General features: G+C 68.1%; 24 protein-coding genes, 3 tRNA genes and 2 pseudogenes. 9 read left to right on the top strand and 20 right to left on the bottom strand.

Annotation, left to right across the window (positions count from 1 at the left end; all coding sequences use genetic code 11):
• Window positions 1-67: 67 nt before the first annotated feature.
• A tRNA-Thr gene (locus tag NO360_RS02850) sits at window positions 68-141 on the bottom strand.
• Window positions 142-387: 246 nt separating this feature from the next.
• Window positions 388-831, bottom strand: a pseudogene (locus NO360_RS02845) (GNAT family N-acetyltransferase); the annotation flags it as partial.
• Window positions 832-1,035: 204 nt separating this feature from the next.
• Here NO360_RS02845 and NO360_RS02840 point away from each other — a divergent pair.
• The 5 genes from NO360_RS02840 to NO360_RS02820 all read left to right on the top strand — a co-directional run bounded on the left by NO360_RS02840 (window position 1,036) and on the right by NO360_RS02820 (window position 5,784).
• Entirely contained in the window at window positions 1,036-1,599 is a 564-nt protein-coding gene (locus NO360_RS02840; protein WP_256305882.1) for a DNA-3-methyladenine glycosylase family protein, read from the top strand.
• A gap of 89 nt (window positions 1,600-1,688) precedes the next feature.
• Entirely contained in the window at window positions 1,689-3,683 is a 1,995-nt protein-coding gene (locus tag NO360_RS02835) for a 3-hydroxyacyl-CoA dehydrogenase/enoyl-CoA hydratase family protein (protein WP_256305881.1), read from the top strand.
• A 109-nt stretch (window positions 3,684-3,792) separates the two neighbouring features.
• The gene (locus tag NO360_RS02830) at window positions 3,793-4,212 is read left to right on the top strand and encodes a universal stress protein (RefSeq protein WP_256305880.1); all 420 of its coding nucleotides are present in this window, start codon (window positions 3,793-3,795) and stop codon (window positions 4,210-4,212) included.
• 102 nt (window positions 4,213-4,314) lie between these two features.
• Window positions 4,315-4,389, top strand: a tRNA-Glu gene (locus NO360_RS02825).
• Window positions 4,390-4,548: 159 nt separating this feature from the next.
• A complete protein-coding gene (locus NO360_RS02820; protein WP_256305879.1) occupies window positions 4,549-5,784 on the top strand; it encodes a DNA-methyltransferase in 1,236 nt (411 codons plus the stop codon).
• A 21-nt stretch (window positions 5,785-5,805) separates the two neighbouring features.
• On the opposite strand, the gene NO360_RS02815 is transcribed toward NO360_RS02820, so the two are convergent.
• The 4 genes from NO360_RS02815 to gatD form a co-directional block, all read right to left on the bottom strand.
• A complete protein-coding gene (locus NO360_RS02815) occupies window positions 5,806-7,110 on the bottom strand; it encodes a 5'-deoxyadenosine deaminase (protein WP_256307077.1) in 1,305 nt (434 codons plus the stop codon).
• Between the two features lie 65 nt (window positions 7,111-7,175).
• A complete protein-coding gene (locus NO360_RS02810) occupies window positions 7,176-8,687 on the bottom strand; it encodes a hypothetical protein (RefSeq protein ID WP_256305878.1) in 1,512 nt (503 codons plus the stop codon).
• Window positions 8,677-9,003, bottom strand: a complete 327-nt coding sequence (locus NO360_RS02805) for a DNA-binding protein (protein ID WP_256305876.1) — start codon at window positions 9,001-9,003, stop codon at window positions 8,677-8,679. The genes NO360_RS02810 and NO360_RS02805 overlap by 11 nt, the downstream gene beginning before the upstream one ends.
• Window positions 9,004-9,063: 60 nt before the next feature.
• A complete protein-coding gene (gatD, locus tag NO360_RS02800; protein ID WP_256305874.1) occupies window positions 9,064-10,317 on the bottom strand; it encodes a Glu-tRNA(Gln) amidotransferase subunit GatD in 1,254 nt (417 codons plus the stop codon).
• Window positions 10,318-10,541: 224 nt separating this feature from the next.
• On the opposite strand from gatD, the gene NO360_RS02795 reads away from it, so the two are divergent.
• Window positions 10,542-11,099: a hypothetical protein gene (locus NO360_RS02795; RefSeq protein ID WP_256305872.1), complete on the top strand. Its 558-nt coding sequence runs from the start codon at window positions 10,542-10,544 to the stop codon at window positions 11,097-11,099.
• A gap of 27 nt (window positions 11,100-11,126) precedes the next feature.
• Here NO360_RS02795 and NO360_RS19045 read toward each other — a convergent pair whose 3' ends face one another.
• The 3 genes and pseudogenes from NO360_RS19045 to NO360_RS02785 form a co-directional block, all read right to left on the bottom strand.
• Entirely contained in the window at window positions 11,127-11,687 is a 561-nt protein-coding gene (locus NO360_RS19045) for a hypothetical protein (protein WP_425601424.1), read from the bottom strand.
• A pseudogene (locus NO360_RS02790) lies at window positions 11,673-12,002 on the bottom strand (ArsR/SmtB family transcription factor); the annotation flags it as partial. The gene NO360_RS19045 and the pseudogene NO360_RS02790, both read right to left, overlap by 15 nt.
• 395 nt (window positions 12,003-12,397) lie before the next feature.
• Window positions 12,398-13,096, bottom strand: coding sequence for a DUF1405 domain-containing protein (locus NO360_RS02785; RefSeq protein WP_256305871.1), 699 nt, complete (start codon window positions 13,094-13,096; stop codon window positions 12,398-12,400).
• A gap of 124 nt (window positions 13,097-13,220) precedes the next feature.
• On the opposite strand from NO360_RS02785, the gene gpmI reads away from it, so the two are divergent.
• The 3 genes from gpmI to NO360_RS02770 all read left to right on the top strand — a co-directional run bounded on the left by gpmI (window position 13,221) and on the right by NO360_RS02770 (window position 15,332).
• Entirely contained in the window at window positions 13,221-14,735 is a 1,515-nt protein-coding gene (gene gpmI / locus NO360_RS02780) for a 2,3-bisphosphoglycerate-independent phosphoglycerate mutase (protein ID WP_256305869.1), read from the top strand.
• A gap of 59 nt (window positions 14,736-14,794) precedes the next feature.
• Window positions 14,795-14,888: transfer RNA gene (locus tag NO360_RS02775), tRNA-OTHER, on the top strand.
• Window positions 14,889-15,092: 204 nt separating this feature from the next.
• Window positions 15,093-15,332, top strand: a complete 240-nt coding sequence (locus NO360_RS02770) for a helix-turn-helix domain-containing protein (RefSeq protein ID WP_256305868.1) — start codon at window positions 15,093-15,095, stop codon at window positions 15,330-15,332.
• 98 nt (window positions 15,333-15,430) lie between these two features.
• On the opposite strand, the gene NO360_RS02765 is transcribed toward NO360_RS02770, so the two are convergent.
• The 11 genes from NO360_RS02765 to leuD form a co-directional block, all read right to left on the bottom strand.
• Complete coding sequence (locus NO360_RS02765) at window positions 15,431-15,580, bottom strand: DUF7557 family protein (RefSeq protein ID WP_256305867.1); 150 nt, start codon at window positions 15,578-15,580, stop codon at window positions 15,431-15,433.
• Window positions 15,581-15,624: 44 nt separating this feature from the next.
• On the bottom strand, window positions 15,625-16,617 hold the full coding sequence (gene fba / locus NO360_RS02760; RefSeq protein ID WP_256305865.1) for a class II fructose-bisphosphate aldolase: 993 nt from the start codon (window positions 16,615-16,617) through the stop codon (window positions 15,625-15,627).
• Window positions 16,618-16,746: 129 nt separating this feature from the next.
• Window positions 16,747-17,226: a PTS fructose transporter subunit IIB gene (locus tag NO360_RS02755; RefSeq protein ID WP_256305863.1), complete on the bottom strand. Its 480-nt coding sequence runs from the start codon at window positions 17,224-17,226 to the stop codon at window positions 16,747-16,749.
• The gene (ptsP, locus tag NO360_RS02750; RefSeq protein ID WP_256305862.1) at window positions 17,223-18,920 is read right to left on the bottom strand and encodes a phosphoenolpyruvate--protein phosphotransferase; all 1,698 of its coding nucleotides are present in this window, start codon (window positions 18,918-18,920) and stop codon (window positions 17,223-17,225) included. The genes NO360_RS02755 and ptsP overlap by 4 nt, the downstream gene beginning before the upstream one ends.
• Window positions 18,921-18,924: 4 nt before the next feature.
• Window positions 18,925-19,194 (bottom strand): phosphocarrier protein HPr, encoded by a 270-nt coding sequence (gene ptsH1 / locus NO360_RS02745; protein WP_256305860.1) that lies wholly within the window; start codon window positions 19,192-19,194, stop codon window positions 18,925-18,927.
• Window positions 19,194-19,658: a PTS sugar transporter subunit IIA gene (locus tag NO360_RS02740; protein ID WP_256305858.1), complete on the bottom strand. Its 465-nt coding sequence runs from the start codon at window positions 19,656-19,658 to the stop codon at window positions 19,194-19,196. Before NO360_RS02740 ends, ptsH1 begins: the two co-directional genes overlap by 1 nt.
• A gap of 99 nt (window positions 19,659-19,757) precedes the next feature.
• Complete coding sequence (locus NO360_RS02735; protein WP_256305857.1) at window positions 19,758-20,909, bottom strand: PTS fructose transporter subunit IIC; 1,152 nt, start codon at window positions 20,907-20,909, stop codon at window positions 19,758-19,760.
• A gap of 102 nt (window positions 20,910-21,011) precedes the next feature.
• Window positions 21,012-21,917 carry a 1-phosphofructokinase gene (gene pfkB, locus NO360_RS02730; protein ID WP_345780182.1) on the bottom strand — a complete coding sequence of 302 codons (906 nt, stop codon included), beginning with the start codon at window positions 21,915-21,917 and terminating at the stop codon, window positions 21,012-21,014.
• 59 nt (window positions 21,918-21,976) lie between these two features.
• Window positions 21,977-22,756 carry an HTH-type transcriptional regulator GlpR gene (gene glpR / locus NO360_RS02725; RefSeq protein ID WP_256305856.1) on the bottom strand — a complete coding sequence of 260 codons (780 nt, stop codon included), beginning with the start codon at window positions 22,754-22,756 and terminating at the stop codon, window positions 21,977-21,979.
• Window positions 22,757-23,009: 253 nt separating this feature from the next.
• Window positions 23,010-23,990, bottom strand: a complete 981-nt coding sequence (leuB, locus tag NO360_RS02720; protein WP_256305854.1) for a 3-isopropylmalate dehydrogenase — start codon at window positions 23,988-23,990, stop codon at window positions 23,010-23,012.
• Window positions 23,983-24,591, bottom strand: a complete 609-nt coding sequence (leuD, locus tag NO360_RS02715; protein WP_256305852.1) for a 3-isopropylmalate dehydratase small subunit — start codon at window positions 24,589-24,591, stop codon at window positions 23,983-23,985. The genes leuB and leuD overlap by 8 nt, the downstream gene beginning before the upstream one ends.
• Window positions 24,592-24,610 lie beyond the last annotated feature (19 nt).

Raw genomic sequence — 24,610 nt, 5'->3', positions numbered from 1 at the left:
CCATTTCTTGCTGCGAGGCCACGGGCGCGGTCGCATCACACCGCGGTATATGCGAAAATTTGTCACGAGCCAGGGGTGGGATTCGAACCCACGAAGTCTCGATTACAAGTCGAGTGCATGAACCGCCCATGCTCCCCTGGCGCGGGTCGACCTACTCGGTCCTCCTTTGAGTGTGTATCGTTTTCGACGGACACCGCCGCCGAAGCCACGCCCGCTGTCGGCCGCCGAAGCGAGCCACGACGTCCCGGTGGATGCCGCTGCGTGTGCGCCTTACTCGCCCGAGCCGTTGTCGGCCTCCGTTGCGCCTCCTCCCTCCGTGTCGCGGTTGTCGTTCGCGGCGCTGTCGCTCTCGGTCGTCGGGTTATCCGTCCCGTCGGAGGAGCCGCCGACGGCCTTCTCGAACTGCACCCGGTGCGGACGGTACCCCCGTTCGCGGTAGAACCGGCGGGCCGCCCGATTTGCGGCCATCGCCTCCAGCGAGACCACGGTCGCGCCGTCCGCGCGGAGGGACGATTCCGCGGCGTCCATCAGGTCCGTTCCGACGCCCGCTCCGCGGTACGCCGGTTCGACGTACACGTTCCGGACGACGCCTCGCTTCTCGTCCTGTTCGTACGCCCCGCGTTCGATATCGAACGTGACGAAGCCGACGACGTCGCCCTCGCAGCGCGCCACGCGAAGCCCGCCCGCGACCGCGTGTTCCGCGAGCGCGTCGCGAACGACGGCCCGATTCGCTTCGGGCAGGATGTGCGAATCGTGTGCCTGCTGCTCGGACGCGAGCGCGACCCACAGATCGACCAGCGCGTCGACCGCGGCGAGGTCCGGACGCTCGATCGAGACCGTCGAGTCGTTCGCCGGGACAGTCCCGGCGGCGTCGCGGCCGTCATCGGCGTCGGACTTGGCTGCGTCGTCCGGATCGTCCATACGCCCCGTTCGGTCGAGAGCGGAATATATCGTCGGATTCACCGACTGACACCCGGGACCTGGGAACCGCCGGGAACGACGCGTCTTTGACCGTTGCGTTCTCACCCGGGAACGATGGATCCGGTAGCGCGGGACCCGAAACTGGGACCGCTCGTCGAGGTGCACGGCGAACTCCCGATCGGCACGGCCGACGACGAGTTCGCACGGCTCGTCGTTGCGATCGTGAACCAACAGCTCTCGGTCGAGTCGGCGGCGGCGATCCGGGAGCGGCTGTTCGACCGCGTCGAGGTCACGCCCGCGGGCGTCCGAGACGCCGAAGAGACGACGCTCCGCGAGGTCGGCCTCTCCGGGCAGAAAATCGAGTACGTCCGCAACGTCGCCGCGGCGTTCGACGAACGGCACCTCACCCGCGACGGACTCGCGGGCGAGAGCGACGAGGCGGTGATCGACGCGCTGACGGAGATCCGCGGCGTCGGAGTCTGGACGGCGAAAATGTACCTGGTCTTCGTGCTCGGCCGTCCCGACGTCTTTCCGGTCGAGGACCTCGGCGTTCGGAAGGCGATGGCGGAACTGTACGGCTACGACGAGGGCGACTCCGAGAGAATGATCGATCACGCCGAGCGGTGGCGACCGTACCGCAGCTACGCGAGTCGGTACCTCTGGCGCGCCGTCGACTGATCGTCCGGGGACGCCTCGACGACAACTCTATTTGGGTTTATTTTTCGGGCGAAGGAAACGTTCAAACACCGCGATGCCGACGGTACGGTATGGATATCGACGACGTCAACGCCATTTCGGTTCTCGGTGCGGGAAGTATGGGCCACGGTATCGCCGAGGTGGCGGCCCTCGCCGGGTTCGAGGTCCGCCTCCGCGACATCGAGACGGAGTTCGTCGAGGACGGCTACGAGCAGATCGAGTGGTCGCTCGGCAAACTCGTCGAGCAGGGGCAGATCGAAGACGCCGACGCCGAGGCGACGCTGGACCGCATCTCGACGCACGTCGACCTCGCCGAGGCGGTCGACGACGTCGACGTCGTCATCGAGGCCGTTCCCGAGAAGATGGCGATCAAGAAAGACGTGTACGACGACCTAGAGGCGGCCGCGCCCGACCGGACGGTCTTCGCGACGAACACCTCTAGCCTCTCGATCACCGAACTGGGGGACGTGACGGACCGGCCCGAACAGTTCTGCGGGATGCACTTTTTCAACCCGCCGGTCCGGATGGATCTCGTCGAGGTCATCGCCGGCGCGGAGACGAGCGAAGCGACCCTCGATCTGATCTCGGAGCTGGCCGAACGAATGGGTAAGACGCCCGTTCGCGTTCGCAAGGACAGCCCGGGGTTCATCGTCAACCGCGTGCTCGTCCCGCTGATGAACGAGGCGGCCTGGATGGTCGAGTCCGGGGACGCGACGATCGAGGAGGTCGATTCCACGACGAAGTACGAACTCGGGCTCCCGGTGGGGAGTTTCGAGTTGGCCGATCAGGTCGGGATCGACGTCGGCTATCACGTCCTCGAGTATATGCACGGGGAACTCGGCGACGCCTACCGCCCCTGTCCGCTGATCGAATCGAAGGTCGAAGCCGGGGAACTCGGCCGGAAGACCGGCGCGGGGTTCTACGACTACGAGTCGGGCGAGGGCGCGCAGGTCCCGTCCGATCGGGTGCGGGAGGACGTCGCGGACCGGCTCCTGGCCGTGATCGCAAACGAGGTCGCCGGGCTGATCGAAGACGACGTCGCAGACCCCGAAGCGATCGACACGGCCGTCAAACTCGGCGGCCGCTGGTCCGACGGCCCCGCGGCGATGGTCGACGACGCGGACGTCGGACACCTCCTCGACGTGCTCGACGAACGGTACGAGGAGACGGGCGAGGAGCGCTACGAGGCCGTCTCGTACCTGCGCGACCTCGCCGAGACCGGCGGCGGTTTCCACGCAGCCGACGGGAGCGACCTGAACGGTCCGGACGACGCGGACGCCTACGCGTACGACGTACTCTCGGTCGAGATCAGCGAGGGCGTGGGCCACGTCCGGTTGGACCGCCCGCACCGGATGAACACGATCACCGACGACCTCCTCGAAGAACTCGAGGACGCCGTCGATCGCTTCGAGGCCGACGAGGCTGTGCGGACGATCCTGATCACGGGGACCGGGGACCGCGCGTTCTCCGCCGGCGCAGATATCCAGGCGATGGCGGGCGGCGCGGGCGACGTGAACCGCGCGGCAGACCTCTCGCGACTCGGGCAGGAGACGTTCGGTCGCCTGGAGTCGTCGCCGCTCCCGGTCGTCGCGGGCATCGACGGCTACTGCCTCGGCGGCGGGATGGAGCTGGCGATGGCGGCGGACCTACGCATCGCCGCCGAGCGTTCGGAGTTCGGCCAACCCGAACACGACCTGGGTCTGCTCCCGGGGTGGGGGGGAACCGCCCGACTCCAGCGGATCGTCGGGATGGGGCGCGCGAAGGAGATCATCTTCACCGCCGACCGCTACGACGCCGAGACGATGGCCGACTACGGCTTCGTCAACGAGGTGACCGCGAACGAGGACTTCGACGAGCGCGCGTTCGAGTTCGCCCGCGACCTCGCCGCGGGGCCGCCGATCGCCCAACGGTACACCAAGCGCGCGATGCACCGCAGTTGGGACGACGTCGACGCCGGCCTCAACGTCGAGGCGCAGTCGTTCGGCCTGTTGTTCGACACCGACGACCTGATGGAAGGAATGACGGCGTTTATGGGCGACGGCGACCCCGAGTTCGAGGGCAAATGAGGGTCGCTCGCGTCGGGTAATCGGCGTCACGGCGCGTCTTCAGGCGAGTGCCTCGGGGTTTGACCCGGGGCAGTTCACGCTTAACTGAGTGCCGCCCGATTGTACTCCTATGGTGTCGCAAGTCCTCGTCGCGATGGACGACTCGGAGATGGCGGTGGAAGCACTGCGCTATGCGCTCGACGTGCACGCGGACGCGGAAATAACCGTATTGGCCGTCGTCGGCGAACCGTCGCAGCTGATGGGCAAGGCGACGGCCATCGCGACGGCCGAGGACCCCCAGGCGAAGGCTGCGGAGATCGCCGCGCCGATCCTCGATCGCGCCCGCGAGATCGCCGACGAGGCGGGCCGTGAGATCACCACGACCGTCGGCTACGGCGCGCCGGCGCGGGAAATCGTCAACCGCGCGGAGTCGTTCGACGCGGTCGTCGTGGGCAGCCACGGCGGGACGCTCCGCGACCGGCTCATCGTCGGCGACGTCGCGAAGACCGTGTTCAACCGCTCGCCGGTCCCGGTGACCGTCGTTCGGTGACCGACGGGCCGATCGATCGCGCGTCGGGCGTGCGCGACACAGTGCCGCACCGCTCCCGTAACGGAATGTTTAAACGAGTATATCTGCCACATGTGAATGCAGGCTCGGTTGGTGTAGTCCGGCCAATCATCTTGGCCTTTCGAGCCGAGGACCAGGGTTCAAATCCCTGACCGAGCACTTCTCTCGACGCCAGTCACCGAGCGACAGCGAGGCGGCTTGCGAGGACAGAAGCGCGACTCGACGTCTCACCAGCCTCGCGCTCGCGCAACGGATGGCCTCATCCGTCGGGGCCACCACCGACGGGAACTATACGTGTCGATGCGTATACATCTACCAATGGAGTCCCGGCATCGGATCCGCGTCGGCGACGCGAGCGGTATGTCGGACGTCGCAACGGACGCCGTGGACCTCGTGGTCACCTCACCGCCGTACCCGATGATCGAGATGTGGGACGAACAGTTCGCCTGTCAGTCGGAATCGGTGGCCGCGGCACTCGAAGACGGCGACGGCGAGCGGGCGTTCGAGGCGATGCACGAATGCCTGCACTCGGTCTGGCGCGAGGTCGCCCGCGTGCTCGCCCCCGGCGGCGTCGCGGCCGTCGTCGTCGGCGACGCCACCCGGACGCTCGACGGCCGGTATCGCGTGTACCCGAACCACGCGCGAGTGATCGACGCGTTCGAGGCGCTGGATTTCGACCCGCTGCCCAACGTCCTCTGGCGGAAGCCGACCAACGCCGCGTCGAAGTTCCTGGGGAGCGGGATGGTGCCGCCGAACGCCTACGTGACCCTCGAACACGAGTACGTGCTCCTGTTCCGGAACGGCGGGTCCCGCCGCGAGTTCGAGCCGGGCGCGACCCGACGCTACGAGTCCGCGTACTTCTGGGAGGAGCGGAACCGGTGGTTCTCGGACGTCTGGACCGACGTCCAGGGGGCGAGACAGCGCCGCGACGACGGACGGGTCGACGACGGCGAGGGGGCACCCCCCGCGGACGGTCCGCAGCACGGCGACGACCCGCCGACAGTCGGCGGCAACGACGACGGGCCGGGGGCTGAGGGTGACGATGGCCCGCCGACGGCCGGCGGTGACGACGGACCGGGTGGCGTCGTCGCCGCCGACGTCGCGTCAAGCCACGGTCACGACGCGCCGACAGAGCGCGACCGAACCGGGGCGTACCCCTTCGAGATTCCGTACCGACTCGTCTGTATGCACTCGGTGTACGGCGACACCGTCCTCGATCCCTTCCTCGGGACGGGGACGACGACACTCGCGGCGATGGTCGCCGGTCGCGACTCCGTCGGCTACGAGATCGACCCGGAGATCCTCTCGACGCTCGGCGAGCGCGTCGAGGGCGTGCCCGGACTGTCGCGACGGGTCGTCTCCGACCGCCTCGACGCGCACCGGCGGTTCGTTCGGTCGGCCCGCGCGGACGGGACGACGTTCGACTACGAGGCGACGCACTACGATTTCCCCGTGCGGACGCGACAGGAGCGGGAAATCAGGTTCCGGGTGGTCGAGGACGTGACGGAGCGACCGGACGGCTATCGGGTGCGGTACGAGCCCGCAGGCGAGTGAGCCGCCCCAGCGGCGAGCACGTCAGTCTCTGAGCCCGTCCGCGACCGCCCGCGATCGCCGTCGGATCTCGTCTGCGTCGCCGGTCCGGAGGCCGCCGGCGGCCTCGTCGTAGACCACGTCGCCGTCGACCATCGTGAACGTCACGTCGTCGCCGTGCGCCGAGAAGACGAGATGCGAGAGCGGATCGAAGAGCGGCGTCGCGCGCGTCAGATCGGTGTCGAGCGCGATCACGTCCGCCTGCCAGCCCTCCCGGAGCGCGCCGACTTCCTCGAAGCCCGCCGCGCGGGCCCCGCCGAGCGTCGCCATCTCGAAGACGACCTGCGCGGGCGTCGTCTCCGGATCGAGCCGGTCGACCTTCTGGAGGAGACTCGCCTGTCGCATCTCGGTGAAGGGATCCAAGGTGTTGTTGCACGGCGGGCCGTCGTTGCCGAGCGCGACGCTGATCCCGCGATCGAGGTAGTCCGCGATCGGCGCGATCCCCGAGGCGAGTTTCATGTTCGACGACGGGCAGTAGGTCACGTGCGTCCCCGTCCGTTCGAGGATGTCGCGCTCGCGCTCCGTCGTGTGCACGCAGTGGGCGAGCACGACGTCGTCGCCGGTCAGGCCGACCTCGTCGAGCCACGCGATGTTCCGCATCCCGGTGTCCGACTCCACGGTCTCGATCTCCTCTCTGTTCTCGCTGGCGTGGGTGTGGATCCGGACCCCGTCGTAGCGGTCGGCGATCTCCCGCGACCCGCGGAGGCACGCCTCGGTACAGCTCACGGCGAAGCGGGGCGTGACCGCGTACCGGATTCGGCCGTCCGCCGCGCCGTGGTACTTCCGGAGCAGCCGCTCGGTCGACGACAGCGCCGCGTCGGTGTCCTCTTCGAGCCCGTCCGGCGCGCGCTTGTCCATCAGCACCTTCCCGAGTCGACCGCGGATCCCGAGGTCGATCGCCGCCTCGAACGCGGCCCCGGCGTGGCGGACCGAGAGGTGGTCGATCGCGGTCGTCGTCCCGCTCTCTAAGAGTTCGAGGTACCCGAGTTCGGCCGCCGTTCGCATCTCCTCGCGCCCGAGCGACGCCTCCATCGGGAGGACGTGCTCGAAGAGCCACTCCAGGAGCGCGGTGTCGTCAGCGATTCCGCGCCCGACGCTCTGTACGGAGTGGACGTGGCCGCCGACGAGACCGGGCGAGACGAGGTCGAACTCCCGGACCGCGTGCCCGGTGTAGGCGTCCTCGAGGTCCGCGCGCGGTCCGACGGCTTCGATCCGGTCGTCGTCGACGACGACGGCCCCGTCGTCGTAGACGGTCTCGGGGTCGGCGACGACGGTTCCTGCCAGTAGCATCCCACCGCTCGGAGTGTGCGCGTCGACAAGTGCCTTGCGTTCGAGGGTAGTCTGTTCCGGGCGGTTCACCCCAGGAACGCCGGCGTCGCCGTCGGTAGCGAGATCAGCCACAGGCTCGCGACGGTGTAGCCGATCATCACGAAGACGAACGGGTACTGGCTCCGGATCGCCTGCAGTCGACTCGGGAACAACCGATAGGCGATCGAGTGGGCCACCCAGATCGCGACCAGGTGCCCGCCGAGGACGAAGACGATATTCAGCGCCGACACCCACGCCGGCAGGGTGAGCACGATCGGGTTCGTCGGCGCCGCCAGCGGCGTCGCCAGCACGGCCGCCAGCGACGGGGACAGCGACAGGAAGAAGGCGAAGTAGTGTGCGAGGTGGTAGCCCGCCGCGACGACGAGCAGCGACGGCGCGAAGGCGACCGCCAACTCCCGCGGCGTCCGCGTCGTCAGGATCCGTCGCACTGAGACGCGCGCCGCCAAGAGGAACGCGCCGTAGAAGACCGCGAAGCCGCCGACGAAGAGGCCCGCGTAGACGAGTAGCGGCGGGAGCCCCACGCCCGCGACGCTCCTGATCGCCGCGGCCCCCTGCTCGGTCGTGACGAAGCCGCTGAAGGTGAGTTCCCAAACCAGCGCCACGGCGATTGCGACGTCGTCGAGGCCGGTGACGAGTCGCCGACGGGTCCCCCCCGACCCGTCGGTCGCGGCCGTCGGTTCGTCTTCGCTCCGCGATCCGCCCGCGACCGCTCCGCTCCGCTCGTCGATCTCGACGAGCCGCATCGCGGGCAGGGAGAGGCGGAGCCGACCGTCTTCCCACGCCAGCGGGGCGACCCGACCGTAGAACCGGAAGAACGTCGCGATCGGGTCGATGTGTCGGAGCCACGCGTCGCCGCCGACGAGAACGGTGCCGACGACCGCCACGACTCCGTAGACGGCTACGGCGGTCGCGAGCGTCGCCGGGGTGTCGGTGACGCCGGTCGTCGTCTCGATCCAGACGAGGAGGAGGATGCCGGCGGCCGCGGGCCACCGACCGAGCCGTTCGGGATAGTCGACGAACCCGCTGGGGAGCCGCGCGCCGAGGATTCCGACGGGGTTCAGCGCCGGCCAGACGTTGCCGATCGCGTAGGCCGCCATCGTCAGTCCCGCGCGACCGCCGGCGAAGACGACGACGATTGCGAAATTGACAGTCGCGAGCGGTGGGCCGGTGAACCCGCGGACAACCACGAGCGCGAACAGCGCGAGTCCGAGAAGCGCGGCGAGCGCGCCCGTTGCGGCGCGGACTCGTCCGCCGTGACCGAGGTCCCGCCGCCACCCGTGGACGCGCTCGACGAACCTCCGATCCGTGACGAAGCCCGCGAGCAGCGCCGAGGCTCCGATCGCCGCCCCGCCGGTCGCGACGTAGAGCCAGCGGGGGACGGCGAGCGCGTCGCCCGACGCGTCCGAGAGACCGACGGCCGCGTTGCTGGCGGCGACGCTGCGCGCGAGGAGCAGCACGCCGACGACGGCGAGGCCGAACGCACCGGCTCGAACCGCCGGCCGCCACGTTGCTCGACGACCGTTCCGATCAGGAGGCATAGAACACGTAGAGGAAGAGAAAGCCGAAGTACAGTGCCACGAGGATTCCCAGCGCGCGGATGCGGAACGATCGGATCGCGCGCTCCTCGGCCGCGTACGCCTCCCGGTACGCGTCGCGCTCGGCGTCGTCGAGCGCCGCCGGATGCGTCACTCCGCGGTGCAACACGAGCAGGTCGGCGGCGTAGAACCGCCGACCGCAGTCCTCGCAGACGTACTCGGGAGTGTCGGCGACGTCGGATTCGGACCTGTCGCCAGGATCGAACCCGCGGGTCGACTCGCGGCCGTCAGCCGTTACAGCGGCGTTGGGATCGGTCATCGTGCTCTCGATCGGAGTGTGGAGGCGAGCAGTCGAATCGCCTTCGGTTCGAGTCGACAGTTACGTCCAGGGGACGGAGCGCTCCTGTAACTCGCCGGCGATCGATCGGCGCATCGCTCTCGCCGGATCGTCGTGGTTCGCGAGCGCCCACATCAGTTTCACCTTCGCCGTTCCCGGGAGGGTGTCGCCGGCCTCGACGACGCCGGCGTCGAGCAGGTCGCGACCGGTGTCGTAGACGCGGTCGCAGACGCGGCCCTCCAGGCACTGGCTCGTCATCGCGACGACGACACCGTCGTCGACGAGGCCTTCGAGAACCGGAATCAGATCCGTGTGGACGTGTCCGAGGCCGGTTCCTTCGACGACCAGTCCGTCGAGGTCCGCCGAGCGCAGCATCTCGGCGTAGCGCTCCGTGTCGAGTCCCGGAGTGAACTTCAGCAGGTCGACGCTCTCGTTCAGTTCGAGACCCACGTCGAGATCGACAGCGTCGCGCTCGGCGTACTCGCGACGGAACTCGACAGCCTCGGCGTCGTAGTCGACCGTGCCGAGCGGTTCCGCGCCGACCGTCTCGAAGGCGTCGCGCCGGGAGGTGTGGTTCTTTCGGACGCGCGTGCCGCGGTGCAGCGCGCAGGCGTCGTCGGACGTCGAGGCGTGCATACAGACCAGCACCTCGGCGGCGTCGGCCTTCGCGGCCTCGACGGCGCAGACGGCGTTCATCACGTTGTCGGAGGAGGGGCGGTCCGCCGAGCGCTGACTCCCCGTGAAGACGATCGGGACCGGCGTATCGAGCATATACGACAGCGCCGAGGCGGAGAACTGCATCGTGTCCGTTCCGTGCATCACGACGACGCCGTCCGCGCCGGCGCGGACCTCCTCGGCGACGGTGTCGGCGAGGTCGCGCCACACCGTCGGCGTCATATTTTCCGAGAGGATGTTCGTGACGACCCGACCGCGGTAGTTGGCGCGGCCGGCGAGGTCGGGGACGGCGCGGAGCACGTCCTCGGCGTCGAACTGCGCGGTGACCGCGCCCGTGCGGTAATCGACCGTCGACGCGATGGTCCCGCCGGTCGAGATGAGCGAGATCGTCGGGAGGTCGTCGTCGAAGGCGATCTCGCTCTCCGCGGACTCGGACTGTGCGGCCTCGACGTCGTAGGCGTCCGATTCGAGCACGTCCACGTCGGCGTCCTCGCGTGCGATCCCGACGTTGTACCCGCCGTCGAGTTTGACGACGAGGTGGTCCGGCGTCGAGGAGGGCATCAAGACGCCCTCGTTCGTGACGCCCGCGCGCTCGACGCGGACGCGGTCTCCGGGGTTCATACACGGCGATACCGGTGGCGCGGACTTGAATCCATTCGTTCGCGGCGCGGGTCGGTCAGCGTCGTCGTCGATCCGGCGGTCCGGCAGCTACGCGACGAATCTGCGACTGCGCTGGCCGCGAGGCGACGAGCCGGCGGCTGCTTCGACCGCGACGGGTCACTTCCGCGGTGACACCCGAGCGCGAGCAGCACAAGAGTCAGGATCCGCGAGAACGTTGTCTCCGTATGCAGCGCTCCAGCGAAGGGGACGAACGAGAGCGGATCGACCCCGATTCGCTCCTCGACGACGACAGCGGCCGCGACACGTTCGGGACCGCGGGGGAAACGAGCGGATCCGACCGCGCCGAGCGGGACGTAACGACCGGCGGCAGTCGTCTGCGTCGGCTGCTGCCCTCGCGGCCGCGGCCGTTGCGCGGTTCGTTTTCGATCCGATCCTTCCTCGTCGTCCTCGCGCTCTCGATTGCGGGCGTCGTCGCCGGCGGGTCGATTCCCCTCGTGGGATCGATCGGTCAGTTCCTCGGCCTGTTTCTCGTCGCGTTCGTCGTCGGGGCCGTCGGATCGCGACGGCGGTACCTCGAAGTCGGCCTCGCGGGGGCGGTCGCGGCGGGGCTCGCCTTCGTCCTCGGGACGCTCACGAGCGTCTTCGCGCCCGTAGCGGTGCAAGTCCTCGCGGACTACGGGGTCGCGATCGTCGGAGTCGGCACCGGAGCGGGGCTGCTCGCGTCGCTCGCCGGGCACTACTTCGGCCGGGACCTCCGGGACGGACTCACTCGGGAGGTGTGAGTAATCTGAGAGGGGCCGCCGCTGGGGTCAGACGATCCGCCAGCCGGTGCCGTCGTACTCGACGAGCTCCTGCTCGGAGAGGCGGTCCAGCGCCGTCTCGACTCGCTCGGTGCTCGCGTTGAGCTCTCGGGCGACCTCGCGTGCGCTCTTCGGGTCGTGAGCGATGGTTGCGAGGAGTTCGGCGTAAAACCGGCTGTCCGCCTCGGCGCCGATCTGCGCCGAAAGGCTGTCGAGGACGTCTGTCACCCGGCCGTGAACCCAGCGCTGTGCGAGCGAGAGTTCGCTCTCGACGTCTTCGAGATAGGCGTACTGCCGCGCGAGTTCTGCCACGTCGTCCTCGGACGCATCGTCGGTTCCCCGATCGAAATCTGGGTCCCCGATATCCGGATTCCCGGCATCCGGGCTCTCGACGCTCGGGGCTTCGGTTCCGCCGTTCGCCGCTGCCTCGTCGTCGCAGAGCCGTCGCGTTCGTCCGTCGGCGACCTCTTCGGTGTCGTCCTCGTCGATATCGTTCTCGCCGCCGTCGTTCTCGCCGCCGTCGCTCTCGCCGCCCCGACGGCCCTCGGGCGCGGGAACGTCGAGCGAGATGTGCTGGCAGCGACCGCGCATATCGAGACTCCGGCTGGCCGGATAGGCGCTCTTCGCGCCGAAGCGGTACGGCGAGACGCTCACCTCGAGTCTGAGGTTCCGCGCGATGTGGAAGTACTTCCGACGCTGGTCGTCGGTGCGGCTCTCGACGAGGCCGGCCTCTTCGAGTCGCCGCAGGTGGTCGATGACGGCTTTCGGACTCACCCCGAGGTACTCGCTGATCTCGGTGACGTAACACGGTTTGTGTGAGAGGAGCCGGAGGATGCGCCGCCGGTTCTCGTTCCCGAGGAGATCCAGCAGTACCGCGGAGTCCATAACCGGAGGTAAATCGCCGAGACGTAAGACGCTGACGCATCACCAGACGGCAAACTGCGGGACGACACGGGAACGTCGGCTGCACGGTGATCTGCCGCGGATGGATGGGGGAGTCGGCGGATAGCGGACTATTCGCCGCTTGGCGGGATATCGGCGGCTGGCGCATAGTCGGTGCGCGCTGGAAGGGGCGAACAGCCGGCACACCGCTCGCGACGACGCCGTCGGGCCGCGCCGGTGCGGTGCGTCCGGGTCGGCGTCGCCGTTCCCCGCGTCGACGTGCCGAACAACCGCGGCCCGACGCGGGGTGACATTCACGTCACGGAGACGGTGGCACCGTTCTCGTATATAAATTCACGTCGCGGCGCGCCGGGAGGCAACCGCCTCGGTCGCTCTACTCAGTCATCCGTGCCGTGGCGGTCGAAGACCCAGGCAGCGGTAGCGACGGCGACGACGGAGAGGACGACGGTGATTCCCGCCAAGAGCGGTCCGGCCTCGTATCGAAGCGGCGGATACAGTCCGAGTCCGTAGTCGAAGGCGTCGTTGACGAAGAGCAGAACGATCGCCGCGACGAGCGCCTCGCGCGTCGTCCGCCCGTAGTAGGGGATCACCGCCGCCTGCAGCAGGAAGAACAGGTGCGTGATCAGGATCCCCCAGTACTCCCACAGCAGCGCCGGCGTGAAGCCGACGTAGAGGTCCGGCCGGAGATTGAGCGCGACGGCCGTCCAGAGGCCGTATTTCACGAGCCAGACGAACGCGAGCGTGTGCAGGAGCGCGAGCACCCGATTCGAGGGGGCCTCGGTGACGCGCCGCCCGAGGTTCGGGAGCAGCGTCGCCACCGAGAGCGTCGCGAGCGCGAGCGCGGTCGGCGAGTCGCCGAACAGCGGGTACGCGAGCGAACTGAGGTCGTTCAGCGAGGGGTCGGAGTGGACGTAAAAGCTGACGCCGAGGAGGAAGGCCGCGCCGTCGACGACGAGCAGCCATCCGAGGCTCGCGCCGTTGCCGAGGTAGTACTGCACCCAGCGCTCGGGGAACGGGCGTCGGAGGCGCGACCGCCACCCGCGACCTGCGTTCGATCCGCCCGACGAGTCGGTCATCAGTCCCGACGACGGCGGGGACCCGAAAGAAGGTATCGCGTCGGCGCTGTTGGGGGGAACGGCTCACGGGGAGTCCGACAGCCGAAGCGAAGCCTATTCCCGACGACCTCGCGTCACCCCAGGTATGCAGGCAGCGCTCGTCATCCTCGACGGCTGGGGCCTCGGGGACCACGACCGACGCGACGCGGTGACGGCGGCGTCGACGCCGAACTTCGATCGACTCGCCGAGGCCGGCGCGTACGGAACGCTCGACGTCTCCGGCCGGAACGTGGGCCTCCCGGAGGGACAGATGGGCAACAGCGAGGTCGGCCACCTCAACATCGGCGCGGGCCGCGTCGTCAAGCAGGCCTACACGCGCATCGAGGACGCCATCGAAGAGGGCACGTTCCGAACCAACGACGCCATCGTCTCGGCGTTCGACCACGTCGCGGAGACGGGCGGTCGCGTCCACTGTATGGGGCTCCTGAGCGACGGCGGCGTCCACTCCGAGCAGGGACACCTCCACGCGCTGATCGAGGTCGCGGCCGACCGCGGCGTCGAGGCCGTCACCCACGCCTTCACCGACGGCCGCGATACCGACCCGCACGGCGGCGAGGAGTACCTCGAGACGCTCGAAGGCGTCGTCGACGAGCACGGGACCGGCGACGTCGCGACCGTCTCGGGACGGTACTACGCGATGGACCGCGACCAGAACTGGGAGCGGACGAAGCGCGCATACGACGCCATCGTCCACCGCGAGGCCGACCACGAGGCGCCCTCGGCCGTCGAGGCCGTCCGCGATTCCTACGAGCGCGGCGACACCGACGAGTTCGTGGAGCCGACGCTCGTAGCGGACGGGCCGGCGCTGGAAGACGGCGACGCGGTACTGTTCTTCAACTTCCGGCCCGATCGGGCGCGGCAACTCGTCCGGCTCCTCGCGGACATCGACCCCGAGTGGCCCTTCGAGACCGACCCGCCGGACACGCGGATCGTCACGATGACCGAGTACGACGAGACGTTCGATCTCCCGGTGGCCTTCCCGCCCGAGGAGCCGACAGACACGCTCGGCGCGACGCTCTCGGCGGCCGGGAAGACGCAGCTCAGAATCGCCGAGTCCGAGAAGTACGCCCACGTCACCTACTTCCTCAACGGCGGCCGCGAGGTCGAGTTCGAGGGCGAGATCCGTCGGATCGTCGAGAGCCCGGACGTGCCCACGTACGACCTCGAACCGGAGATGAGCGCCGCCGAGGTGACCGACACGGCGATCGAACTCATCGACGCCGAGGATCCCGACGCGCTCGTGCTCAACTACGCGAACCCGGATATGGTGGGACACACCGGCGACTTCGAGGCGGCGGTCCGAGCCGTCGAGGCGGTCGACGAACAGCTCGGCCGACTCGTCGCGGCAGTCCAGGACGCGGGCGGTCACGTCCTCGTCACGGCCGACCACGGCAACGCCGACGATATGGGGACCGAAACGGAACCGCACACCGCCCACACGACGAACCCGGTCCCGTTCGTCTACCTGACGCCCGACGGCGACGACGGCGGCCGGCGGGTCCGCTCGGGCGGATCGCTCTGCGACATCGCGCCGACGATCCTGGAACTGATGGACGTGTCGCAACCGACGACGATGACCGGAGCGTCGCTCCTCGAATAACGAGCGTCGGTCCGACCCCGCCGCTACGCATATACGACCGCGTCACGTACCTCCGAACTGGAAGGGTGGCTCAGTGGTAGAGCGTTCCGGCAGCGACCGTCACTCGGTCGCTCCGGCGTACGGCTTCGCGTGGTTCGATTCCCGCCCCTTCCATTCCCCTGCGAATGCCGAACGGACAGTATCGTCAGCAGTCGAAAAAATCGCCGTCGGAGCGCGCCGGAACACCGATGAACGTTCGTCCACTTTTGCGAAGATGCGGAGTAGGAGCATTCTCCCGACCGATCTCTGATCGAAGCACTTCGACAATCGTCGTGGATGGGTTTTATTATCGTCGAAGCTAAGGGGATGACAACAACAATGCAGGGAACGATGCACTCACGACCGACGGCCGGGATCGAGACACCGTCCATTCCGTCCGACCTCGAATCGCCGCGTGCGAAACTCGTCTATCTGTTCCTTTCGACACACGGGGAAGCGACCCTCTCGGAACTCGAATCGTGCCTGGATATGAAGAAAATCTCGTTGTACAGCATTCTCTCGACGTTGTGTGAACGCGGCCTGATCGATCAGGACGCCGAGCGCTACCGCCTCTGCTGAGGCCGCCGTCCGGCATCGACTGTGTCTCTCCGCGAGCGGTGATTCTCCGCGGCTGCGCTCGTCGAGGTCTACCGCGGCGGGCGCTGTGAGCGGTTCGGTTACACTTCGTCGCCGCCGTGGAACAGCGTCAGTTCCTCGGCCTCGTAGATGTTGATGAGTTCTGTGACGATTTCGTCGTAGTCTTCGCCCTCCTGCCGGAGCGAATCCAGTCGCGCCACGGTGTCCTCGTCGAGATGTATCTGCGGCATATCCGAGAAAACGCCGCGTAGCGACTTAAACACCGGGGCGCGGACTACGTGTACCGACTCTGTCCGGCGCTTCCGGAGACTTCGGTCAGGTCGGCGTGGACGTCGGCGATGCGCTCGCGGATCTTTCGCCCGGCGACTCGCGGGTCGAAGACGTCCTTGTTCGGCGACCAGTCGGTGTCGTTGAAGAACGTGTCGCGGTCGGCGTCGACCCCCTCCGGCGGGACGATGTTGGTCGGGTCCTCCCGGTAGAGGTCGTAGGCCGTCCGCGTGTACTCGTACTGGTACCGCGTGTCCTTGTTCACCTTACAGATGCCGTGCTGGAGCATTCGCTGCAACTGCTCCGGTTGGACGCCAGAGGAGCCGTGAAGCACCAGCGGCGTGTCGAGGCCGTGGTCGCGGAGCGCCTGCCGGATGTCACCAGCCAGATCCGGGCGCAGTTCCAGGTCCTTGCCCTTCGCGACGCCGTGTTGCGTCCCGACCGAGATGGCGAGCAGGTCACAGCCCGTCCGGTCGACGAACTCGACGGCCTGCTCCGGGTCGGTGTAGAACGCCTCTTCGGCTTCGACCTCGTCCTCGACGCCCTTGATCTGGCCGAGTTCGGCCTCGACGAGGACGTCCGCGTCTTTCTCCTCTTTCATTTCGACGACCGCTCGGCTCGTCGCGACGTTCTCCTCGAACGGCTCGTGTGAGGCGTCGATCATGATCGAGGAGGGGATGCCGAGGTCCATCTGCGCCTCGATGAACTCCATGTCCGACTGGTGGTCCATATTGAGGAAGACGCCGATGTCGTACTGGTCGGCGATGGTCTCGATGTACGTCCCCATCGCTTTCAGCCCGTCCACCGGATCCTCGTTGCCCGCGAACGTGGCTGCGCCGCCGCTGAGTTGCAGGAGGAGGTCCGAATCCGCTCGCGCGGCACCCTCCATTAGCCCCATCAGTATGTTCGGTTCGGCGATGTTCGACGCGACGAGGCCGAATCCCTTCTCTAAGGCGTCGTCGTAGACGTTGGCGAGTTCACTCCCGCCGTAGAACGGCACTTTGTGTCACCTCGGTTCGGACATCCCGCGCCTGCGTGATAAGGGATACGGAGCCTGTCCGTCTCTGCACGATATTGCGCGTTCCGGCGCCGCATCGATCACGGCGCGATCGAATTCGACGCCGAGAGATCAGGAGAAGAGCTTCTTGAGGCGCGCGAACAGCCCCTTCTCGCGGTCGCCGCCGCGTCGGCTCGGCTCCGACGCGCTCGATTCGCCGGCGTCGGTCTCGGCGGCACCGCTGTCGGTCGCCTCGGCACTGGCATCGGACGCGTCGCCGTCGACCTCGACGGCGCCGGTCGTGCCCTCTTCGACGAGTTCGGCCGCCCGCTCGAAGAGGCTCTCGGGGTCGTTGACGCCGTCTTTCACGGTTCCCTTCACCACGGGCTTGCCCTCGAAGCGGTCGCGGCTGACCGCGGTGTCGGAGGCGATGATGACGGCGTCGGCGTCGGAGATCTCCGCGGCGGTGAGTTCGTTCTGCGCGCCCATCGCGCCCTGGACCTCGACCTTGATCTCGTGGCCGAGTCGCTCGGCCGTCTGTTCGAGGTTCTCCGCGGCCATCTGGCTGTGTGCGATTCCGGTCGGACAGGATGTGACTGCGACGAGGTTCATCGTGTGGTCTCCGTTAACACGGCTTCGACTTCAGCTTTCGTACTGGCCGCGAGCGCCCGCTCCGCGAGGTCGCGCGCGTCCGAGACGGTCGTTTCGGTCACCGCCCGTTTCACCTGCGGCACCGTGACCGCGCTCATACTCAGTTCGTCGAGTCCGAGGCCGACGAGCAGTCCCGTCAGTTCGGGGTCACCGGCCATCTCCCCGCACATTCCGACCCAGACGTCCGTCCCCTCCGTGGCCTCGACCGTCGCGCGAATCGCTCGCAGCACCGCGGGCTGGCGGTAGTCGCCCAGGTCGGACACTCGGCTGTTGCCGCGCTCTGCGGCCATCACGTACTGCGCGAGATCGTTCGTCCCGATGCTGAAGAAGTCGACGTGCTCGACGAGGTCGGGAGCCAGAAACGCCGCCGCGGGCGTCTCGATCATCACGCCGAACTCCGGAACGGCGTAGTCGACGCCCGCCGCTTCTAGGTCGGTCGCGACCGACTCCAACACCTCGCGCGCCTCGCGGACCTCCTCGACCGTCGAGACCAGCGGCAGCATCACCGAGAGTTTCCCCTCGCCGTCGCCGGCCGCACGCAGGAGCGCACGGAGTTGCGTCTCGAAGAGGTCGGCGTCGGGACCCAGCGAGCGCCGGATGCCGCGTTCGCCGAGGAACGGGTTCTCCTCCTCGGGGAGGTCGAGGTAGTCGATCGGTTTGTCGCCGCCCACGTCGAGCGTCCGGACGACGACGCGCCCCTCGGGGAACGTCCCCAGCGCGTCGCGGTAGGCCTCGTACTGCTCGTCCTCGTCCGGCGGCGACTGTCGGTCCAGGAAGAGGAACTCGGTGCGGAAGAGCCCGATCCCGTCCGCGCCCCGGTCGGCCGCGGGAGCGAGGTCCGCTTCCGTTCCCACGTTCGCGGCGACCTCGATCGGCGTTCCGTCCGCCGTCTCGACCGGCTCCGCGCGGATCTCGACGTCCTCACTGCCCGCCGCGGCCTCGCGCGTCTCCGCGTCGGGATCGACGACGAGCGTACCCTCGGTGCCGTCGACGACGACCGTCGAGCCGTCCGCGACGTCGTGGAGGCCCTCGCCGATGCCGACGACCGCCGGCAGCGCCAGCGAGCGCGCGAAGATCGCCGCGTGCGACGTCCGCCCGCCGGTGGCGGTCACGAACCCGGCGACGCGCTCGGGGTCGAGCTGGGCGGTGTCGCTCGGCGTCAGCCGCTCCGCGAGGACGACGCTCCCGTCCGGGAGGTTCGCGAGGTCGACGCGGTCGCCGCCGACGAGAACGCGCACGAGGCGGTCGCGAACGTCCCGGAGGTCGTCCGCGCGCTCGGCCATCCGTCCCTCCATCTCCTCGAACCGCTCGACGAACCGGTCGAACGTTCGGGAGACGGCGTGTTCGGCGGGCAGTCCGCCTTCGATCTCTCCCTCGACGCCCTCCGTGATCTGGGGGTCGTCGAGGAACTGCACGTGGGCGTCGAAGACCTCGGCCTCGGCCTCGCCGACCCGCTCGGCCGTCTGCTCGCGTTCCGCGCGGATCTCCTCGCGGGCCTCGTCGCGGGCGCTCTCGAACCGATCGATCTCCGCGTCGGCGTCGACCGTCTCGGGGGCCGGCGGCTCACCGAGATCCGCGTCCGGCGCGTACCAGACGACGGTGCCGACGCCGGACAGCGGCGTGACGCCGATGCCGGAGAATCGTCGCTCAGTCATCGGTTCAGAGCTCTTCTTCGGGCGTCGACAGGATGCGTTCCAGTTCGTCGAGCGCGGCCTCGGCGTCGTCGCCCTCCGCGCTCAGTCGAACGTCGTCGCCGGTGGCGGCGCCCAGTCCGGTGACCGCGAGCATGCTCGCCGCGTTGACCATGTCGCCGTCGACGTGCCCGACTTTCACCTCCGCGTCGAACTCGTTCGCCGCCTCGACGAACTTCGACGCCGGGCGCGCGTGCAGTCCGTCCTCGGGGACGATGGTGACGACGCGCTCGGGCATCAGTTCACCGCCTCCCTGACGGCCGCTTGGACGGTCGCTTCGTCTTCGGCCTCCAGCAGCGTCTCGCGGACGTCTTCGTGCATCAGTGCTCTCGATAGGGCGCTCAAGATCTGTAAGTGTTCCTCGCCGCCCTCCGCGGGAACGAGAATCATAAAGAGCAGGCGAGCGGGTTCGTCGTCCATCGCGTCGAAATCGATCCCCTCGCCCGAGCGAGCGAACGCGATCGACGGCTCCTCGACGGCGCTCGTCTTCGCGTGCGGGATCCCGATCCCCATCCCGACGCCCGTCGTCGCCTCCTTCTCGCGCTCCCGCAGCGCGGCGAGGGCGGCCTCGCGGTCCGTCACGCGGCCGTTGTCCGCGATGAGATCCAAGAGGAACTCGATCGCGGCCGCCTTGTTCGCCGGCGGCTCCGCGAGCGAGATGTGCGCGAGCGGCAGCAGCCGGTCGATGTCATCTTCGAGCATAACCAATCGAATATGTGCACGGGATTGTTAAGGAATTTTCTCTTCGATTCGCGGTCAGCGCGTCGGGTCGGGAAAAATCGAAATCGATCGGTCCGCCGATCAGTCGTCGGCACTCGCCGCCGCGCCGGCTTCCGCCTCGCCGGCCGCGCCGACGCCCTCCTCATAGTCCGGTTTGAGGACCGTCGCGAGCGCCGCCGTCACGAGCGAGCCGATGACGATGGCCGCGAGGAACATCAACGGGCTGTTCGACAGCGGGACGACGAAGATGCCGCCGTGCGGGGCGGGCATCGAGACGCCGAGCGACATCGACATCGCCGCGCCGACGGCGCTGCCCACCATAATCGACGGGATGACGCGGATCGGGTCCGCCGACGCGTAGGGGATCGCCCCCTCGGTGATGAACGAGAACCCGAGGATGATCCCGGACTTGGCGTTCTCGTACATCTCTTCGGCGTACTTATGCGGCGCGATGAAGTTCGAGATCGCCAGGCCGATCGGCGGGATCATCCCGGCGATCATCACCGCCGCCATCGGCTGGGTGATCCCTTCGGTGATCAGGCCCGCGGCGAACACGTAGGCGACCTTGTTGACCGGACCGCCCATGTCGAACGCCATCATCGCCCCCAGAATGCCGCCGACGAGAAGGGCCTGGCTGCCCTGTAGCCCCTGCAGGTACGCGGTCAGACCCGCGTTGGCGATGGCGACTGGAACGCCGAGGACGAACAGGACGACCGGCGAGACGATCGCCATCGTCAGCACCGGAACGATGAGGACGGGCATCATCGGCCGGATGAAGTCCGGAACGCTCCAGTTCTTGATCCACCGGGCGACGTACCCGACCAGGAGACCGGTGACGAGCGCACCCAGGTACCCGGCCCCGGCCGATCCGCCTTGGAGGCCGATAACCTCTCCCGCCGCGACCAGGACGTCACCCTGCTGGATCAGATACGACGCCAGGAAGCCGGGTGCGAGTCCCGGTCGATCGGCGATCGCGTACGCGACGTACGCGCCGAGGATCGGGACCATAATCGTCAGTCCCAGTCCGCCGATCTGGCCGAGGAAGTACGCCATCGTTCCCACCTGTGAGGTATCCGGAGCGCCGTTCGGCCCCGTCGGCGCGACGGCGAACCCAAGCGCCAGGAAGATCCCGCCGATAGTCACGAACGGGATCATGTACGATACGCCGGTCATGAGGTCCTCCTTGACCTTCGTCAAGTGGGACCGCATCTTGCTCTCAGCTTTGGATGACATATGTCTCCCTCACGGATATTGCTGAAGATCCTCAAAAATACTTTCGCTCGCGTTTGTTTCTGAGTTAAAGATATAAAATTAAGATAAAGTGATCAGTACGGATCAGACAGAGCGAATCTCGACCCGCTCGCGGCGCTCGAAGACGTCCTCGAAGGAGGGGACGCTCGTCCCCGACACGGACACGACGCGCGCCGCGACGACGACGGCGGTTCGGAGGGCGTCCGCGGTCGAGTCCCCCCGAGCGAGCCCGGCTAAGAACCCCGAAAGGAGCGCGTCGCCCGCGCCGACGGTGTCGACGACGTCGACCGGCAGCGCCGGTGCGCGGACGGCCCCGGACTCGGAGACTAAGAGTGCGCCGTCGGGGCCGAGCGACGCCAAGACGTACCGGTATCCGCGCTCGCGGAGCTCGGCGGCGGCCGATGCGGCGTCCTCGATCGTCTCGACGGCTCGGCCCGTGGCCTCGGCGAGTTCCGCCCGGTTGGGTTTGCATACGAGGTAAGACCCGTCGAACCGGCCGAGAAACGACCCGCCCATATCCACGGCGGTGTCCCAGGGTCCGGCGCCGGCCAGCCGGTCGACGGCGTCGGCGCCGATCCCGCGCGGGAGGCTCCCGGCGACGACGAGCCGTTCGGGCTCACGGTCGCGCACCCGTTCGACCAGCGCGTCGACGTCTCCCTCTTCGACCACCGGGCCGTCGTGATTGATCTTGTACTCACCGTCGGGGCTCAACACCGTGGTGTTCAAGCGGGTTCGCCCGCCGATTTCGACGAAGTCGCGGGCGACACCTTCCTCGTCCAGGGTTCCGCCGATCATCTGCCCGAACGGCCCGCCGAGGAATCCCGTCGCGGGGGCGTCGACCCCCAGTGCGGTGAGGTACTGCGAGACGTTGATCCCCTTCCCGCCGGCGTCGAACTTCGCGTCGTCGGTCCGCACGACTTCGCCTTTCCGGAGCGGTTCCGCGACCGTGAGCGTGTGGTCGAGCGCCGGGTTCATCGTCACCGTCAGCACGGCTGCGCCGGTCGGTGCGTCGCTGTCCCGGTCGCTGCTCACGGCTCCCCGGCTACTACTCACGGCGTCACCACCTCTTCGTCGGCAACGACGAGGGTGACGTCCTCGGCCTCGAACCGCTCTCTGACCTCGTCGTCGATCTCGCCGGCGGTGACGAACAGGTCGACGTCCGAGAGGTCGGCGAAGGTGACGAATGACCGCTCGCCGATCTTCGACGCGTCAGCGACGAGGACGACGCGCGAGGCCCGCTGCACCATCAGTTCCTTGACGCGCGCCTCCTCCTCGTTCGGCGTCGTGAGCCCGCTTTCGACGTCGACGGCGTTCGCACCCAGAAACAGCAGATCGAAGTTCGTCCGTTCGAGGAACGACTCCGCGGTCGGCCCGACGAGCGAGCGCGTCCGCCGCCGGAGCGTGCCGCCGGTCAGTTTGACGTCGTTGTCCTCCTTACCGAGTTCGACCGCCAACCGGGGGGAGTTCGTCACCGCGAGCATCGAGCCGTCCTTCGGCGCGTTCTGTGCGACCTGCATCGTCGTCGTTCCCGCGTCGAAGAAGACGACCTGTCCATCCGTGATCTCCTCGACGGCGCGCTCGGCGATGGCGCGTTTCGCCTCGAGGTTCTGGACCTCCTTCTGTCCGTACGCCTGTTCGTGCCCGACGCTCGTCACCGGGACCGCACCGCCGTGTGACCGCTCGATGAGGCCCTGGCCCTCCAGTTCCTGAAGATCGCGACGGATCGTCGCCTTCGAGTAGCCCAGCTCCTCGGCGAGGGCCTCGACCGATCGGCCGTCGGCGGCGGTGACGAGTTCCACGATGCGCCGTTTTCGCTCAGCGGGTAACATAGGATTCGTCTGTGCGGTCTTCGCTCTGTGTATTGTTAATGGTTTGTGTTCGTATCGGAACGGTACGGCGAATGATTTCCCTTCGATCGATCACGAACGGACACCAGTAGGCGGATACGGCCGTGGCCGAACGCGCTCGGCCACCTTCACTTGACAAATAACAGATATTTGTTGCCCGACGATCGACGGGGAGGTGTCTGTCCGGGAAAGATCCAGACGATTCGCGTGCGGAAGGACCCCGAAAACCGCGGCGTCAGTCCAGTCGGTCGAGGACCGCGGTCGTGACTTCCTCGGTCCCGGCGTCGCCGCCGAGATCGGCCGTCCGCGGTCCGTCTTCGAGGACGGATTCGACCGCCGTGCGGACGTTTTCGGCCTCGTCGCCGTAGCCGAGGTGATCGAGCAGCATCGCCGCCGAGAGGATCGCCGCCGAGGGGTTGGCGACGCCCTCGCCCGCGATGTCGGGCGCGGTGCCGTGGACCGGTTCGAAGAGCGCGTTATCGGGGCCGACGTTGGCGGACGGAAGCAGTCCCAGGCCGCCGACCAGTCCCGCGGCCAGATCCGACAGCACGTCGCCCGCGAGGTTCGGACAGACGACGACGTCGAACTGCGTGGGGTCCAGACAGACCCGCGTCGCGAAGGCGTCCATCAGGACCTCCTCGGTCTCGACGCCCGCCTCGTCGGCGACGTCGACGACCGCGTCGCGGAAGCGACCGTCCGTCTCGCGCATCACGTTCGCCTTGTGGACGACCTGGAAGCCCTTTTTCCCCTGCTCGTCGACGTACTCGCAGGCGTACTCGGCCAACCGCTCCGAGGCCGAGGTGGTGACGACCCGCGTCAGCGTCGAGAGGTCGTCGGAGAGGCGGTCCTCGTGGCCCGCGTAGACTCCCTCAGTGTTCTCGCGCAGGAAGACGAGGTCCGTCTCCGGTCGCACCGCCTCGACGCCGGGATACGCCCGCGCCGGCCGGACGTTGACGAAGGATCCCACGGCGGTCCGCAGCGGGAGGATGACGTCCGCAGCCGTCTCGCCGGCCGCGCCGAACAGCGTCGCGTCGGCGTCGGCGACGGTGTCGTAGGTCTCCTGCGGGAGCGCCTCGCCCGTCGCCTCCTTCACGGCGTCACCGGCCTCGGCCGCGACGAACTCGAAGTCGCCGACGGCCTCCAGGACGGAGACGGCGGCGGGGACGACCTCCCGACCGATGCCGTCGCCCTCGATGACGACGATCTCCTCAGACATCGACGTAGGGGAGTTCGGCGGCTTTCTCGGCGACCGCGTCGGCGTTGGACTTCATTAGCGCCGTCGTGTCCCAGACGCCCTCGGTGAGCGCCCGCCGCTGTGCGTCGTCGACGGTCGCCTCGACGGTCGTGTCGCCGTAGGTGACCGTCTCTTCCTCGACGTCGACGTGGATCTCACCGTCGGGATTCTCGTCGATCCACTCCTGGAGTTCGACGATGGTCTCGTGATCGGCCGTGACCGTCGGGATGCCAAGCGCGAGGCAGTTGCCGGCGAAGATCTCGGCGAAGGACTCGCCGACGATGGCGTCGATGCCCCAGCGCATCAGCGCCTGCGGGGCGTGTTCGCGCGAGGACCCGCAGCCGAAGTTGGCGTTGACGGCGAGCACCGAGGCGTCCTGGAACTGCGGTTCGTTGAAGGGGTGGTCCTTCTGATTGTCGTCCTCGTCGAACCGGAGGTCGAAGAACGCGAACTCGCCGAGGCCGTCGAACGTGACGACCTTCATGAAGCGCGCCGGGATGATCTGGTCGGTGTCGATATCGTTCCCGCGGACGGGAACGCCCGTGCCCGTTACCGAGTCGATCTCGGGAATCTCGTCGGTCATACGATCACCTCCAGAGCGA

Origin of the sequence: Halobellus litoreus (genome assembly GCF_024464595.1) — an archaeon.
In the GTDB taxonomy this organism is placed as follows: Archaea; Halobacteriota; Halobacteria; order Halobacteriales; family Haloferacaceae; genus Haloquadratum; species Haloquadratum litoreum.
Note: the sequence above shows the minus strand (reverse complement) of the source record. Positions and strands in the feature narration are given on the sequence as shown.